The sequence below is a fragment of the Massilia sp. Se16.2.3 genome (genome assembly GCF_014171595.1).
Taxonomy (GTDB): domain Bacteria; phylum Pseudomonadota; class Gammaproteobacteria; order Burkholderiales; family Burkholderiaceae_D; genus Telluria.
In genome coordinates this window covers 2,026,820-2,041,615 of sequence record NZ_CP050451.1, presented here as the reverse complement: position 1 = coordinate 2,041,615, position 14,796 = coordinate 2,026,820, and the positions used below count along the sequence as shown (strand labels likewise).

Here is a 14,796-nt window from a genome sequence, read left to right as displayed (position 1 = left end):
TCCCTTTCAGCTTTTATATGTTGGATACTTGTTGGCCGAACCGTTCACCGTGCCCAGCGCCGGCACTGTGCGGCCCTTCATCATCAACCCATAGACCAGGGCGGCAATCACGACGCCGACGAACCAGGCATAGGTATAGATGGCCTTGAAGGCCGGCCCGACATCCGGGAACGAGGCCGGCAGCGCGGCATGCAGGAAACCGGGGATGTTCGGCAGCACGCCGGCGGCAAATGCCACCAGGGCGGCGATGTTCCAGCCGCCGCGATAGGTGTAGACGCCGTCGTCGCGGTAGAGCTGCCCGACATCGAGGTTCGTCTTGCGGATGATGTAGTAGTCGATGATCATGATGCCGGCGATGGGCCCGAGCAGCGCCGAATAGCCGGTCAGCCAGATGAAGATGTAGTTCTCTGTGCTCTCGAGTATCTTCCACGGCATCATCGCCAGGGCAATGCCGGCGGTGATGTAGCCGCCGACACGGTAGGAAATGCGCCGCGGAGACAGGGCCGAGAAATCGTAGGCGGGGCCCACCAGGTTGGCGGCCAGGTTCACGCTGGCCGTGTCGATCAGGAGGATGAGAAGCGCCACCAGCACCGCCACGCCCGTCATGCGGCTGGCGACGTCGACCGGGTCCCACAGCGCCTTGCCGTACAGGACGACCGTGGCCGAGGTGACGGTGACGGCCAGCGCCGCGAGCAGCGCCATCGGCAGCGGCAGGCCGAGCGTCTGGCCGACGACCTGGTCGCGCTGGGTCTTGGCGAAACGGGTGAAGTCGGGAATGTTCAGCGCCAGCGTGGCCCAGTAGCCGATCATGGCGGTGAGCGAAGGCCAGAACACGGACCAGAACAGGCCCGCTTTCGGTCCGCCCGCGGCAAACTGGGAAGGCTGGTCGAGCAGCGGACCGAAGCCGCCGACCTTGTCGTAGACCCACCAGAGCAGCAGGAAGCAGATCGCGATTTTCAAGGGCGCGGTATAGGTCTCCAGCTTGCGGATCGACTCCATGCCGTGCACGATGAAATACATCTGGATCGCCCAGAAGGCGAGGAAGCAGGCCAGCTGGCCGGCGTTGATGCCCAGGCCCGGCAGTTTGTCGCCCTCGAGCGGGGCGCCCAGCAGCACGCCCAGCAGCGTGTAGATCATGCTGCCGCCGAACCAGGTCTGGATGCCGTACCAGCCGCAGGCGACGACGGCGCGCATCAGGGCAGGCAGGCGGGCGCCGCGCGTGCCGAAGGAGGCGCGTGCCAGTACGGCATAGGGAATGCCGTACTTGGTGCCGGCGTGGCCGATCAGGAGCATCGGCAGCAGCACGATCACGTTCGCCAGGAACACCGTGAACACCGCCTGCCAGGCCGACATGCCGCTGTCGATCAGGCTTGCCGCCAGCATGTAGGCGGGAATGCTGATCACCATCCCGACCCAGAGCGCCCCGAAGTGGTACCAGCGCCAGGTGCGCTGGGCGACGCTTGTCGGCGCAAGGTCGGGGTTCCAGAGTTCGTTGCTGACAGCGCGGTGTTCGGTCACTTGTTCCGTCACGGTGGGCCTCTCCAGTCGGGTTGCGGTGCAACCCAGTGTAGCGCAATCGATGGGGGCGGCGCGAACGGCCGGGGCCGGCCGCGCATCGTCCGCCTGTGCGCCCGGGTCAAGCGGGGACTTCGCGCTGCGCACCTTCGGCCAGCGGCGCCGGCGGCGATGGCGGCGTCGCCAGCGCGCGCGGATTGCGCGGATCCTGATTCCAGTTCATGTAGGGCTTGCCGGTTTCCTGCGGCACCATCGTGATGCAGGCTTCGACCGGACAGGTGATCTCGCACAGGTTGCAGCCCACGCATTCCTCGCGGATCACCTCGTAGCGGCGGCCGCCGTTCTCCAGCACCGCGCGCCCGATGGCCTGGTGGGACGTGTCCTCGCAAGCGACGAAGCACTTGCCGCAGCCGATGCATTTGTCCTGGTCGATGTGGGCGATGACCTGGTAGTTCATGTCCAGCGCCTTCCAGTCGGTCGTGTTCGGCACGGCCTTGCGCGAGAACGCGGCGATGTTCGGGTAGCCCTTCTCGTCCATCCAGCGCGACAGGCCATCCTTCATCTCGTCGACGATGCGGAAGCCGTGCAGCATCGCCGCCGTGCACACCTGGACGGAACCGGCGCCGAGCGCGATGAATTCGGCGGCGTCACGCCAGTTGCCGATGCCGCCAATGCCGGAAATCGGCAGGCGGGCAGTGAAAGGATCGCGCGCGATCTCGGCCACCATGTTCAGCGCGATCGGTTTCACGGCCGAGCCGCAATAGCCGCCGTGGGTACTGGCGCCGCCGACAACCGGAAAAGCAACCATGCGGTCGAGGTCGAGGTGGGTAATGGAATTGATGGTATTGATCAGCGAGACCGCATCCGCCCCGCCAGCCAGCGCCGCCCGTGCCGGTGCGCGCACGTCGGTAATGTTCGGCGTGAGTTTAACGATGACGGGCAGGCGGGAATGGGTCTTGCACCAGCGCGTGACCATTTCGACGTATTCGGGCACCTGGCCTACCGCCGCGCCCATGCCACGCTCGGGCATGCCATGCGGGCAACCGAAATTGAGCTCGATGCCGTCGGCGCCGGTCGCTTCCACCAGCGGCAGGATCGCCGCCCACGGCGCCTCTTCGCAGGGCAGCATCAAGGAGACGATCATGGCGCGGTCGGGCCATGCCTTCTTGACCGCGGCGATCTCGCGCAGGTTGATCTCGAGGCTGCGGTCGGTGATCAGCTCGATGTTGTTGAAGCCGATGACTTCGCGGTTCTTGCCGTAGTGGGCCGAGTAGCGCGAGGACACGTTCACCGCCGGCGGATCTTCGCCCAGCGTCTTCCATACCACGCCGCCCCAGCCGGCTTCGAAAGCCCGGATGACGTTGTAGGCCTTGTCGGTCGGCGGTGCCGAAGCGAGCCAGAACGGGTTCGGCGATTTGATGCCGCAAAAATCGATGCTCAGGTCGGCCATGCTGCCTCCGCGGCGAAGTCGTTATGGATGGCCAGCGCGGCCAGTTTGCCGTGCTGGACCGCCTGTACCGTCAGGTCCTGGCCCAGCGCGACGCAATCGCCGCCGGCGTAGATGCCCGGCACCCGGGTGCGGAGGGATGCATCGACGACGATGCGCTCGCCTTCACCCACTAGCCCGGCAGCGAGGTCGTCGCCCGGCGCCGGCGCCATCCCCCGGCCGATCGCCTTGAAGACGGCATCGGCGGCGATGTCGATCAGCGCGCCGGTGCGCGCCAGGCGTCCCTCCTCCAGGCGCGTCCCTTCGAAGCGCATGCCGGCGACGCGACCGCTTTCGTCGACCAGCACCTCGAGCGGCGCGGCCCAGTGCGGATGTGGACGAAGTTCGCCTTGGCGATCTCGATTTCGTGGCCGGTCGCGCTCATCGCGTCGAGGCCGCGACGGTACACCAGCGTCACCTCTTCCGCACCCAGGCGCTTGATCTGCACCGCCATGTCGATCGCGGTATTGCCGGCGCCAATGACGACGGCGCGGCGCGGCACCGGCAGCTGCGACAGGTCCTGTGCCTGGCGCAGCGCGGCGATGTAGTCGGTGGCCGCCAGCAGGCCTGGCGCGTCCTCGCCTACGAGGCCCGGGCGGCGGCTGGCGCCCAGGCCCAGGCCAAGGAAGACAGCGTCAAATCGCGCATGCAGCTCGCGCAGTTGCAGGTTCTCGCCGAGCTTCTGGCCGTAGCGGATCTCGATGCCGCCGATCGACAGCAGGAAGTCGACTTCCTGCTGGGCGAATTCGCCAGGCAGCTTGTACTTGGCAATGCCGTATTCGTTCAGGCCACCTGCCTTCAACTGGGCCTCGAAGACGACGACGTCATGGCCCAGCATGGCCAGGCGATGGGCGCAGGCCAGGCCGGCCGGGCCCGCGCCGACCACGGCGACGGTTTTGCCGGTGGAAGGTGCGCGTTCGAACGGGTGGCCGTCGAAGCGGGCATTGTCGACCGCATGGCGCTGCAGCAGGCCGATTTTCACGGGTGCGCGCTCGGCCGGATTGTTGCGCACGCAGGCGTCCTCGCAGAGGATTTCGGTCGGGCAGACGCGTGCGCAGCTGCCGCCAAAAATGTTCTGCTTGAGGATGCCGACTGCGGCGCCATTGATGTTCTGGTCGTGGATATTGCGGATGAAGCTGGCGACGTCAATGCCGGTCGGGCAGGCACGGGTGCAGGGCGCGTCGTAACAGTAGTGGCAGCGCGCCGCCTCGACGGCGGCCTGCCGTGCCGTAAGCGGCGGCGCCAGGTCGGTGAACTGCGCCGCCAGTGCGCCGTGCGAATCGGCTGCCGGCGGCAGGTGCTGGAGAGACTCGATCATGTGCATCCCTTGTTATCGTTGGATTGCTGGTGCGAGACTGCTGCTGCGGTGGTGCGGGTGGTGCCGATGACGCTGGTGGTGCTGGCGCTGGTGGTGCCTTTCGTAGGGTGGGCATTCATGCCCACGCGGTGCGGTGCATGCGTATCGAAATGCATGCCGATCGACTCGCCTCCCTGCAGTCTCCACCGGACCGGTGAGCATCGGTATGACTGCGTGGGCACAAGTGCCCACCCTACGCCCTTCGATCAAACCGTGAGACGCAAGCTTATAGCTGTTTGTCGCTTTACTTCATCTGCGGGAACGCGAACTCCACTCCGCTGCTCGCCGTATTCGGCCAGCGCTGCATCACGGCCTTGTGGCGCGTGTAGAAGCGCACGCCTTCCGGGCCATAGGCATGGTGGTCGCCGAACATGCTGCGCTTCCAGCCGCCGAAGCTGTTGAAGGCCATCGGCACCGGCAGCGGCACGTTCACGCCCACCATGCCGACCTGGATCTGGCGCACGAATTCGCGTGCCACGCCGCCATCGCGCGTGAACACGGCCACGCCGTTGCCGTATTCGTTGGCGTTGATGAGTTCCACCGCGCTGCCCACGTCCGGCAGGCGCACCACGCACAGCACCGGCCCGAAGATCTCTTCCTTGTAGATGCTCATCGAGGGCTGCACATGGTCGAACAGCGTGCCGCCGACAAAGAAACCGTTCTCGCGTCCGTCGACCCGGTAGCCGCGGCCGTCGACGACCAGCGTAGCTCCCTGCTCCACGCCTTCGCCGATCAGGCGTTCGATGCGCTGGCGCGCAGCCTGCGTCACCACGGGGCCCATCTCCATGCCCTCGCCCATGCCGTCGCCGATCTTGAGCTTGCGGGTACGTTCGGCCAACGCGGCCACCAGCTTGTCGCCGGCGTCGCCGACGGCCACCGCCACCGAGATCGCCATGCAGCGCTCGCCCGCCGAACCGTAGGCCGCACCGATCAGGGCGTCGACCGCCATGTCCATGTCCGCGTCGGGCATGACGACCATGTGGTTCTTGGCGCCGCCCAGCGCCTGCACACGCTTGCCCTTGGCGCTGCCGCGGGCATAGATGTATTCGGCGATCGGGGTGGAGCCGACGAAACTGATGGCCTGCACGGCGGGGTTGTCGAGCAGTGCGTCGACCGCCACCTTGTCGCCCTGCACCACGTTGAAGACGCCATCCGGCAAGCCCGCTTCCTTCAGCAGGCGCGCATGCAGCAGCGAAGGCGACGGGTCGCGTTCCGAGGGTTTCAGCACGAAAGTATTGCCGCAGGCGAGCGCGATCGGGAACATCCACATCGGCACCATGACAGGGAAGTTGAAGGGAGTGATGCCGGCGACGACGCCCAGCGGCTGGCGCATCGACCAGGCGTCGATGCCGCGCGCGATCTGGTCGGTAAATTCTCCCTTGAGCATTTGCGGAATGCCGCAGGCGAATTCGACCACCTCGATGCCGCGCGCGACTTCGCCTTGCGCGTCGCTGAAGGTTTTACCGTGCTCGCGCGTGATCAGGGCGGCGAAGGCGTCGGTGTGCTGCTGGCACAGCTGCAGGTACTTGAACAGGATGCGCGCGCGCGCCAGCGGCGGCGTGGCCGACCAGGCCGGAAAAGCGGCGGCGGCGGCAAGACGGCGGCGTCGACTTCGTCCACGCTTGCCAGGGTGACGCGGGCGCAAGGTTCGCCCAGCGCCGGATTGAACACGTCGGCGTAGCGATCGCCCGCGGTGTCGACCACGTGCCCGCCAATGAAATGGCCGATGATGTCGGGTTGGTTCATGCTTGTCTCTTCAGTCCAGGTGTTTGAGTACGGTAGCCAGCTTGCCGAACAACTCGTCGATGTGCTGCTTCTCGAGGATGAGCGGCGGCGACAGCGCGATGATGTCGCCCGTGGTACGGATCAGGATACCGTCCGCGAAGGCCTTCTTCAATGCCTGGTAGGCGCGCGCGCCCGGCTTGCCCGGAATCGATTCGAGCTCGATACCGGCGACCAGGCCGATCGTGCGCAGGTCGATCACGTGCGGCAGCCCCTTCAGTGCATGCACCGCGTCTTCCCAATAGGCCTGGATGCCCTTCGCGTGCTCGAGGATGCCCTGGTCCTGGAAGACCTCGAGCGTGGCCAGGGCCGCGGCGCAGGCCACCGGGTGACCGGAATAGGTATAGCCATGAAACAGTTCGATGCCGGCCGGCGCCTCCATGAAGGCATCGTGGATGAAGCGCCTGGAAAACACCGCGCCCATCGGGATCACGCCATTGGTCAGGCCTTTTGCGGTCGTCATCATGTCCGGCTCGACGCCGAAATAGTCGGCGGCAAACGGCGTGGTGAGGCGCCCGAAACCGGTGATGACTTCGTCGAAAATGAGCAGGATGCCGTACTTGTCGCAGATATGGCGCAGTTTCTTGAGGTAGCCTTTCGGCGGCACCAGCACGCCGGTGGAGCCGGAGACCGGCTCGATGATGACGGCGGCAATCGTGGACGCATCGTGCAGGGTGACCAGGCGTTCCAGTTCGTCCGCCAGTTCGGCGCCGAAATCGGGTTCGCCGCGCGAAAACGCATTCTTCTGCAGGTTGTGGGTGTGCGGAAGGTGGTCGACACCCGGCAGCAGCGGGCCGAAATGCTTGCGGTTGGGGCCGATGCCGCCAACCGACAGGCCGCCGAAGCCGACACCATGGTAGCCCCGCTCGCGTCCGATCAGGCGCGTCCGCCCGCCCTCGCCGCGTGCCTTGTGGTAGGCCAGCGCGATCTTGAGGGCGGTGTCGACGGCTTCGGAACCGGAATTGGTATAGAACACGTGGCCGAATTTGTGCCCGGTGTAGTCCATCAAGCGTTCGGCCAAATCGAAGGCGGCCGGATGGCCCATCTGGAAAGTGGGCGCGAAGTCGAGCTTGCCGATCATCTCGCGCACGGCGCCGACGATTTTCGGCTGGGCATGCCCGCAGGGCACGCACCACAGGCCGGCGGTGCCGTCGAGGACCTGGTTGCCGTCGACGTCCTGGTAATACATGCCCTGGGCCGAAACCAGCAGGCGCGGATCGCTCTTGAAATCGCGGTTGTTCGTGAAAGGCATCCAGAAGGCGGACATCGACTGGGGTCTGGACTCGTTCATGCAGGCTCTCCCTTGTTTGCAGCCAATAAGTGACCGAATGGCAAAACGATGAGGCAATCTACTAGCAATGTGCGCGCCTGCGAAGCGGATGGCAAGCCGCGGGCAAGCTGCGCCAGACCCGGCCGGCGGATGCGTTGCAAATATGCAAAAACCCGCCGTCGTTCCGGTAATATAAACGCGCGCTGTAGCCTAGTCATATCAATTTGCATATATGTGGAGTCGGCAGCGGGCACTGGACAATGCTAAAGCACTGCACCGACAGGCAGAACGGCAAAGCCCGGGCATTTGATCTAACGCAAACTCATCCATCGCGGGTAAGACCATCGTGATGACACACTGGAGACTTTCATGTCTGAGACGCTGCCGCCGCTACTGCATTCCGAACGCCTGACGCTGCGTCCACTGGGCGCCGGCGACGCCCCGGCCCTGTTCGCGATCTTTTCCGATCCCGCCGTCGTACGCTATTGGTCGCGCGGTGCCTGGACCGACATGGCACAGGCCGAGGAGATGCTCGTTGCCGCCTCCCAGGGCTATGCCGACGGCAGCGCCCTGCGCTTCGGCATCGTGCTCACCCGTACGGACGAACTGGTCGGCACAGCCAGCCTGTTCGGCGTGAATCGCGACAACCGCCGCTGCGAAATCGGCTACGCGCTCGGCAGCAGCTTCTGGGGCCAGGGCATCGTCAGCGAAGCCCTGCCGGCGCTGGTGGAGCATGCTTTCGAAGGCTTGGGCATGAACCGCATCGAAGCCGATATCGACCCGCGCAATATCGCGTCCGGCCGTGTGCTGGAAAAGCTGGGCTTCCGCCAGGAGGGCTATATGCCGGAGCGCTGGATCGTCGCCGGCGAAACCACCGACACCGCCTTTTATGGCCTGCTCAAGCGTGGCTGGGAGGCGCACCAGCGGTCCCGTTCGTCGGGCGACGCTACCGGTTAGCCCATGAAAATTGCGCTTCGTCGCAGGACGCACCAAGCGACCCTTTCGCTGGCATACAGTGTGTTCATCCGATCCACTTTTACAGGGAGAACACAGATGAAAACCACGACTTTCCGGTCCTTTGCCGCCGAACTCGAAGACGCCGCGGAAAGCTGCATGCGCGTCGTGCGTGGCGGGCTGCGCACCTTCTCCGCCCTGCCCTGGCCAGCCCTGCTGCTGGCCGCCTTCCTGGTCGCCTGCGCCATCGCCGTGATTCCGACGGCATTGACGCTCTTCGCGATCTTCCTCGCCGTCAAGTATGCGGTGCTGGCCATCAATGGCGACAAGACGACGCCCATCGCAACGCCGACCACGCACGACACGACGCACAACGGAGACTGAACGTGCAGGCAAGCCAGATCAACCGGACACTCGACTTCGTGCGCCAGGCTTTCGCCGAGGCCAAGGCGCTCTGGTGGGCCTTTTTCGACTGGCTTGCCGTCGTCGAGTGGCGTCAACTCTATTTGACCTGGTTCCTGGCGATCGTCTTCTTTGTGCTGGTCAATACCCCCGAGCCAGCGTTCTGGTATGTGTTCGTTTCCTTCGGGGTGAAGGTGCTGGCCGGCGGCAAGCGCCGCGCCGAACTCGTGGCGCGCGACGCCACCCTCAAGGCCGAGGTCGCGACGCTGGAACAGCGCCTGGTCGAGTCGCAGATGGCCGCCCTGCAGGCTCAGGTCGAACCGCACTTCCTGTTCAATACGCTGGCCCTGATCGGCCGCCTGATCGAAACCGATCCGCCGGAAGCGGCCAAGGTGCATGCGCACCTGATCGCCTATCTCAGGTCCAGCCTTCCGCAGATGCGCTCCGCTGGCGGGTCCACCCTCGGCAAGCAGCTCGAACTCTCACGGGCCTACCTGGCCATCATGCAGGCCAGGATGAAGGAAAGGTTGGCGGTGCGTTTCGAAGTGCCCGATTTCCTCGGCAGCGCACCCTTCCCGCCAATGATGCTGCAAACCCTGATCGAGAACGCCATCAAGCATGGTCTGGAGCCGAAGATCGCCGGCGGCACCATCACGGTGCGAGGAAGGGTTGAAGGCGCCACGCTGATCGTGGACGTGTGCGACGACGGCGTCGGCATCGACCTGCATGCCGACGACGGCGTGGGCCTGGCGAACATCCGCGAGCGCCTCCATCTACTCTACGGCGCCGCGGCCGAGCTCGTGATCGAAGCGCCACCGGGCGGCGGCGCCTGCGCTTCGGTGCGCATTCCGTACAAAATGATGGAGGGAGCATAATGCGCGTTACTGCCCTGATTGCCGACGATGAAGCAGCGATGCGCGAACAACTGCATGCACGCCTGCTCGAAGCCTGGCCCGACATCGAAGTCGTCGCCGTGGCCACGAATGGCATCGAAGCCGTCGATTTGGCCGCACGGTACAAGCCGCAGATCGCCTTCCTCGACATCCGCATGCCCGGCATGGGCGGCATCGAAGCGGCCCGCCAACTCTACAACCGTTGCCACATCGTGTTCGTCACCGCCTACGACCAGTACGCGGTGGATGCTTTCGAGCATGGCGCCATCGACTACCTGCTCAAACCCGTGACCGCCGAGCGGCTGTCGACGACCCGCGAGCGCCTTCATCGCAGGCTCACCCAGGCCCCTCAGGACATCGGCTCGCAACTGGCGCAGCTGGGCCAGCTGCTGCAGCAACAGGGCGCGGCGCCGAAGCGCAACTACCTGCGCTGGATCCAGGCGCAAGTCGGCGGCAACCTGCGCATGATCAGCACGCGCGAGATCCTGTTTTTCCAGTCGGATGAAAAGTACACGAGGGTGCAGACGGCCACTGCCGAACTATTGATCCGCAAGACACTGAAGGAACTGGCGGACGAGCTCGATCCGGACGAGTTCTGGCGGATTCACCGGTCGACGCTGGTGCGGGTGGATGCGATTGCCGAGGTGTCACGCGATATGCGCGGGCGGCAGATGCTCAGGGTGCGCAATTATCCGCAGGAGCTGGAGGTAAGCCGGAATCATGCGCATTTGTTTCAGCAGATGTGATGAGGCGGCCATTGACGAAGCGCGAATAAAAAAGCGCTGCTCCGCTTTCGCGTGCAGCGCTTTCCAGTACATCGACCGGTGCGGCAAGCACCGGTCCTTGCAGTCTTACTTGTTCAAATCCCAGCTCCCGAACGCATTCGGCAGCTGCGCCGCCGCGGTCGTCTCGAGGATGTCGCCCTTCAGGTTGGTCAGCACCACCGGCAGGTCATTGCCGCCCAGTTCCAGGATGACCTGGCGGCAGGCGCCGCAGGGGGCGATCGGACCATCCGTCTGGCCGATCACGGCCAGGGCCGTGAAGTCGCCCGGCTTGTAGCCGTGGGCCATGGCCGAGAAGAAGGCGGTGCGCTCGGCGCAGTTGCACAGGCCGTAGGAGGCGTTCTCGATGTTGCAGCCGCGGAAGATGCGGCCGTCCTTGCATTCGAGGGCGGCGCCGACCTGGAATTTCGAGTACGGCACATAGGCCAGTTCGCGCGCGGCGCCCGCTTCGGCAATCAGTTTTGCGTATTTCATGATGCTGCCTTCTTACGGACGGATGGTGCGGTGGATCATCGGCTGGGCCGCCGGTTTTTCAAGACCGATCTGGTACGCCGCCTGCACCTGGCGCACGGCCTGCTCGGCCGCATCAACGGTACGTGCATGGACGGTAGCCAGAGGCTGTCCGACCTCGATCGGGTCGCCCAGTTCCACCAGGTTAGTGAGACCGACGGCGAAGTCGATCGCATCCTGCGGACGCACGCGGCCGCCGCCCAGCGCCACGACCGCCAGGCCCAGGCCGCGGGTGTCGACCGAAGCAGCATAGCCTGCCTGCAGTGCTGGAACCGGCACGATGACAGGGGCCGTTTCCAGATAGGCGTCCGGCTTGTCCATCAGGCCGGCCGGGCCGCCCAGGGCCGCGACCATGCGCGCGAAGCGTTCCGCCGCTTCGCCCGAGTCGAGCGCCGCCTGCAGTTTCGCGCGCGCCTCCGCTTCCGTGGCGGCCAGGCCCGAGATGACCAGCATCTCGGCGCAGAGCGCCATCGTCACTTCATGCAGGCGTGCCGGACGCGATTTGCCGGTCAGGTAGTCGATCGCGACGCGCACTTCGACAGCGTTGCCGGCGGCGTGGCAGAGCGACTCGTCCATGCCCGTCAGGATGGCCGAGGTGCGGGTGCCGGCGCCATTGCCAACCGCGACGATGCTCTCGGCCAGTTCCACCGATTTCTCAAAGGTCGGCATGAAGGCGCCGCTACCGACTTTCACGTCCATCACCAGCGCATCGAGACCTGCCGACAGCTTCTTGGAGAGGATGGAACCGGTGATCATCGCCACCGATTCCACCGTCGCCGTCGTGTCGCGGATGCTGTAGAAACGCTTGTCGGCCGGCGCCAGCTGGGCAGTCTGGCCGATGATGGCCACGCCCACGTCCTTGACGACCTGGCGGAATTTTTCCGGATCCGGCACGGTGCTGTAGCCGGGGATCGAATCGAACTTGTCGAGCGTGCCGCCGGTGTGGCCCAGGCCGCGGCCCGAGATCATCGGCACGAAACCGCCGCAGGCCGCGATCATCGGTCCGAGCATGAGCGACACCACGTCGCCGACGCCGCCGGTCGAGTGCTTGTCGACCACGGGGCCTGGCAAATTCAGGGACTTCCATTCCATGACCTGGCCGGAATCGCGCATTGCCAGCGTGAAGGCGACGCGTTCGTCCATGCTCATGTCGTTGAAGTAGACGGCCATCGCGAGTGCAGCGATCTGGCCTTCGGTGACGCTGCCGTCAGGGATGCCGCGCACGAAAAACTGGATTTCTTCCGCGGTCAGGATGCCGCCGTCGCGCTTCTTGCGGACGATTTCTTGGGGGAGGAACATAGTTAAACCTTTCTATAACGTAGGGTGGGCGGGTCTCCCGCCCACGCGGTGATAGTTAGCGTATGCCAGCCCGCGCACGACATCGGAGCCTTTACCTATCACCGCGTGGGCGGGGAACCCGCCCACCCTACAAATGCGTCATTACAGACGCCAACCATATTTATACGCCGTAGGGAATCCAGACGTTCTTGACCTGGCTCGCATGCTGCAAGACCATGCGGCCGCAGGCCTGCTTCGGATCGAACCAGTCACGGCCCTTGCCGCCGCCGACCCAGGTGCGCTTCAAGGTTTCGCTCGACAGGCGCTCGACTTCCGCGCAGCCCTCGGCAGAGCCGTCATGACGCCACACGGCATCGACGTCGCCGTGGGTCGCCAGCGTGCGTGCCAGCTCGTCGGCCGAACCCGTGACAATATTCAGCACGCCGCCAGGCAGGTCGGAAGTGTCGAGCACCTGGTACAGGTCCGTCGCCGACAATGGATGCGCTTCCGACGGCACGGCGACCACGCGGTTGCCCAGCGCCAGGGCCGGCGCCACCAGCGAGATGAAGCCCAGCAGCGGGTTCTCGTTCGGGCAGATCACGCCGATCACGCCCACCGGCTCGTTCAGCGCGACGGTGATGCCGTGCATCGGCGGCTGGTGTGCGAGGCCGTCGTATTTATCGGCCCATGCAGCCCAGTAGAACAGGCGCTCGATCGAGGCGGCGACTTCGCGCGCCGCGTCCCTGGCGCCGGTCTGCGCGGCGATCCGCTGGGCGAATTCGTCGGCGCGGATCGCCAGGTTCTCGGCGATGTAATACAGCACTTGCGCGCGGTTGTGCGCGGTGGCTTTCGACCAGCCGGCAGCCTTGTGCGCCGCTTCCACGGCATTGCGGATGTCCTTGCGATTACCCTCGCCGACGTCGGCCAGGAAGGCGCCATTCGCACCAATGATCGCGCGGCTGTAGGCGCCGTCAGGGCGGGCCTGCTTGCCGCCGATGTAGAGCTTGGCGGTGCGGTCGACGGCGAACGGGCTCCCCTCTTCCGCCGGTTTCACCTTGCCCTTTTCGGCAATCACCGGTGCAGCCGGGCGCAGGTCTTCGCTGCGGTGGGTCAGGTATTCGTACATGCCCTCCTTGCCGCCTTCGCGCCCAAAGCCCGATTCCTTGTAGCCGCCGAAACCGCAAGCTGCGTCGAACTGGTTCGCCGTGTTGATCCACACGACGCCGGCCTTGATCTGCGGCGCGACGTCCAGCGCCAGCGAGATCGATTCCGACCACACGCAGGCGGCCAGGCCATACACGGTATTGTTTGCCAGTTGCACTGCTTCGCCAGGCGTGCGGAAGCTCATGGCGACCAGCACCGGCCCGAAGATTTCGGTCTGGGCGACGGCGGCCGAGGTCGAGGCGCCAGTGATCAGGGTCGGCAGGTACCACGAGCCGGCGCTTGGGGCTTCGCAGGCTGGCTGCCAGATCTCGCAACCTTCGGCACGGGCAGCTTCCACCAGGCCGTGGATGCGCTGCTGCTGCACCGGGTCGACCAGGGCGCCGATGTCGTTCGATTTATCCAGCGGCGAGCCGACGCGCAGGTTCTGCATGCGCACCTTGACCTTGGCGATGAAGCGGTCGTACACCGACTCCTGCACCAACAGGCGCGAGCCAGCGCAGCAGACCTGTCCCTGGTTGAACCAGATCGAGTCGACCAGGCCTTCGACGGCCGCGTCCAGGTCGGCGTCGTCGAAGACGATGAAGGGCGACTTGCCGCCCAGTTCCAGCGACAGCTTCTTGCCGCTGCCGGCGGTCGCCTTGCGGATGATGCGGCCGACTTCGGTCGAGCCGGTAAAGGCCAGCTTGTCGATGCCAGGGTGATTCACGATGGCTTCGCCCACGCGGCCGTCACCGGTGACGATGTTCACGACACCCGCTGGAACGCCGGCCTGCTGGCAGATCTCGGCAAACAGCAGGCTGGTCAACGACGTGAATTCGGCCGGCTTGAAGACGATCGTGTTACCGGCGGCCAGGGCAGGCGCGATTTTCCAGGCCAGCATCAGGACAGGGAAATTCCACGGCACGATCTGGCCGACCACGCCAACGGCGCGGTAGTCCGCGAATTCTTCCGACTGCAGCGCGGCCCAGCCGGCGTGGTGGTAGAAGTGGCGTGCAGCCAGCGGCAAATCGGCGTCGCGGGTTTCGCGGATGGTCTTGCCGTTGTCCAGGGTCTCCAGCACCGCGAACAGGCGTGCGTGCTTTTGCAGCAGGCGCGCCAGCGAGTACATGACCTTGGCACGGCCATGGCCGCCCATGGCGACCCAGCCCGGCTGCGCGCGGCGCGCGGCTTCGACGGCGCGATTCACGTCGTCCGGCGTGGCTTGCGTCACCTGCGCCAGTTCCGAGCCGTCGGCCGGATTGTTCGATGCGAAGGTTTCGAGGCCTTCAGTCCAGGCGTTGTCGATGAAGAGGCCGAAACGGCGTCCATGCTGGTCCAGCCACGCGTTTGCTTCTTTGGTGCTCTCGGGTGCGGGGCCGTAATCCATAGTTTGCAGAATCTCTTTAATTGTTGGCATGACGAAT

Annotated in this window: 11 protein-coding genes and 2 pseudogenes; 4 read left to right on the top strand and 9 right to left on the bottom strand. The window is 65.2% G+C overall.

Annotation, left to right across the window (positions count from 1 at the left end; translation table 11 throughout):
- Positions 1 to 6 precede the first annotated feature (6 nt).
- The 6 genes and pseudogenes from G4G31_RS09445 to G4G31_RS09420 form a co-directional block, all read right to left on the bottom strand.
- A complete protein-coding gene (locus G4G31_RS09445; RefSeq protein WP_374011286.1) occupies positions 7 to 1,530 on the bottom strand; it encodes an NCS1 family nucleobase:cation symporter-1 in 1,524 nt (507 codons plus the stop codon).
- A gap of 106 nt (positions 1,531 to 1,636) precedes the next feature.
- On the bottom strand, positions 1,637 to 2,965 hold the full coding sequence (gene preA, locus G4G31_RS09440) for an NAD-dependent dihydropyrimidine dehydrogenase subunit PreA (protein ID WP_182991212.1): 1,329 nt from the start codon (positions 2,963 to 2,965) through the stop codon (positions 1,637 to 1,639).
- Positions 2,953 to 4,319, bottom strand: a pseudogene (locus tag G4G31_RS09435) (NAD(P)-dependent oxidoreductase). The gene preA and the pseudogene G4G31_RS09435 overlap by 13 nt, the downstream one beginning before the upstream one ends.
- The gene (locus tag G4G31_RS09430) at positions 4,316 to 4,474 is read right to left on the bottom strand and encodes a hypothetical protein (RefSeq protein ID WP_182991211.1); all 159 of its coding nucleotides are present in this window, start codon (positions 4,472 to 4,474) and stop codon (positions 4,316 to 4,318) included. The pseudogene G4G31_RS09435 and the gene G4G31_RS09430 overlap by 4 nt, the downstream one beginning before the upstream one ends.
- Before the next feature lie 128 nt (positions 4,475 to 4,602).
- A pseudogene (locus tag G4G31_RS09425) lies at positions 4,603 to 6,104 on the bottom strand (CoA-acylating methylmalonate-semialdehyde dehydrogenase).
- 10 nt (positions 6,105 to 6,114) lie between these two features.
- The gene (locus tag G4G31_RS09420; protein WP_182991210.1) at positions 6,115 to 7,431 is read right to left on the bottom strand and encodes an aspartate aminotransferase family protein; all 1,317 of its coding nucleotides are present in this window, start codon (positions 7,429 to 7,431) and stop codon (positions 6,115 to 6,117) included.
- Between the two features lie 348 nt (positions 7,432 to 7,779).
- Here G4G31_RS09420 and G4G31_RS09415 point away from each other — a divergent pair, with 348 nt between their 5' ends.
- The 4 genes from G4G31_RS09415 to G4G31_RS09400 all read left to right on the top strand — a co-directional run bounded on the left by G4G31_RS09415 (position 7,780) and on the right by G4G31_RS09400 (position 10,405).
- Positions 7,780 to 8,367: a GNAT family N-acetyltransferase gene (locus G4G31_RS09415; protein WP_182991209.1), complete on the top strand. Its 588-nt coding sequence runs from the start codon at positions 7,780 to 7,782 to the stop codon at positions 8,365 to 8,367.
- Positions 8,368 to 8,463: 96 nt separating this feature from the next.
- Positions 8,464 to 8,748, top strand: a complete 285-nt coding sequence (locus G4G31_RS09410) for a hypothetical protein (protein WP_182991208.1) — start codon at positions 8,464 to 8,466, stop codon at positions 8,746 to 8,748.
- A 2-nt stretch (positions 8,749 to 8,750) separates the two neighbouring features.
- Positions 8,751 to 9,641: a sensor histidine kinase gene (locus G4G31_RS09405; protein WP_182991207.1), complete on the top strand. Its 891-nt coding sequence runs from the start codon at positions 8,751 to 8,753 to the stop codon at positions 9,639 to 9,641.
- Positions 9,641 to 10,405, top strand: a complete 765-nt coding sequence (locus G4G31_RS09400; protein WP_182991206.1) for a LytTR family DNA-binding domain-containing protein — start codon at positions 9,641 to 9,643, stop codon at positions 10,403 to 10,405. Before G4G31_RS09405 ends, G4G31_RS09400 begins: the two co-directional genes overlap by 1 nt.
- 105 nt (positions 10,406 to 10,510) lie before the next feature.
- On the opposite strand, the gene G4G31_RS09395 is transcribed toward G4G31_RS09400, so the two are convergent.
- From G4G31_RS09395 to G4G31_RS09385, 3 genes are all read right to left on the bottom strand, one after another.
- Positions 10,511 to 10,915, bottom strand: a complete 405-nt coding sequence (locus G4G31_RS09395; protein WP_182991205.1) for a cytidine deaminase — start codon at positions 10,913 to 10,915, stop codon at positions 10,511 to 10,513.
- A gap of 12 nt (positions 10,916 to 10,927) precedes the next feature.
- Entirely contained in the window at positions 10,928 to 12,250 is a 1,323-nt protein-coding gene (deoA, locus tag G4G31_RS09390) for a thymidine phosphorylase (RefSeq protein WP_182991204.1), read from the bottom strand.
- A 160-nt stretch (positions 12,251 to 12,410) separates the two neighbouring features.
- The gene (locus G4G31_RS09385) at positions 12,411 to 14,789 is read right to left on the bottom strand and encodes an aldehyde dehydrogenase family protein (protein WP_374011285.1); all 2,379 of its coding nucleotides are present in this window, start codon (positions 14,787 to 14,789) and stop codon (positions 12,411 to 12,413) included.
- Positions 14,790 to 14,796 lie beyond the last annotated feature (7 nt).

What these genes read in the sequence shown, in the direction of transcription:
- G4G31_RS09430 (WP_182991211.1), bottom strand. Translation starts at nt 4,474, where the DNA reads ATGCATTTCGATACGCATGCACCGCACCGCGTGGGCATGAATGCCCAC.
- preA (WP_182991212.1), bottom strand. Translation starts at nt 2,965, where the DNA reads ATGGCCGACCTGAGCATCGATTTTTGCGGCATCAAATCGCCGAACCCG.
- G4G31_RS09410 (WP_182991208.1), top strand. Translation starts at nt 8,464, where the DNA reads ATGAAAACCACGACTTTCCGGTCCTTTGCCGCCGAACTCGAAGACGCC.
- G4G31_RS09385 (WP_374011285.1), bottom strand. Translation starts at nt 14,789, where the DNA reads ATGCCAACAATTAAAGAGATTCTGCAAACTATGGATTACGGCCCCGCA.
- G4G31_RS09415 (WP_182991209.1), top strand. Translation starts at nt 7,780, where the DNA reads ATGTCTGAGACGCTGCCGCCGCTACTGCATTCCGAACGCCTGACGCTG.
- deoA (WP_182991204.1), bottom strand. Translation starts at nt 12,250, where the DNA reads ATGTTCCTCCCCCAAGAAATCGTCCGCAAGAAGCGCGACGGCGGCATC.
- G4G31_RS09400 (WP_182991206.1), top strand. Translation starts at nt 9,641, where the DNA reads ATGCGCGTTACTGCCCTGATTGCCGACGATGAAGCAGCGATGCGCGAA.
- G4G31_RS09420 (WP_182991210.1), bottom strand. Translation starts at nt 7,431, where the DNA reads ATGAACGAGTCCAGACCCCAGTCGATGTCCGCCTTCTGGATGCCTTTC.
- G4G31_RS09395 (WP_182991205.1), bottom strand. Translation starts at nt 10,915, where the DNA reads ATGAAATACGCAAAACTGATTGCCGAAGCGGGCGCCGCGCGCGAACTG.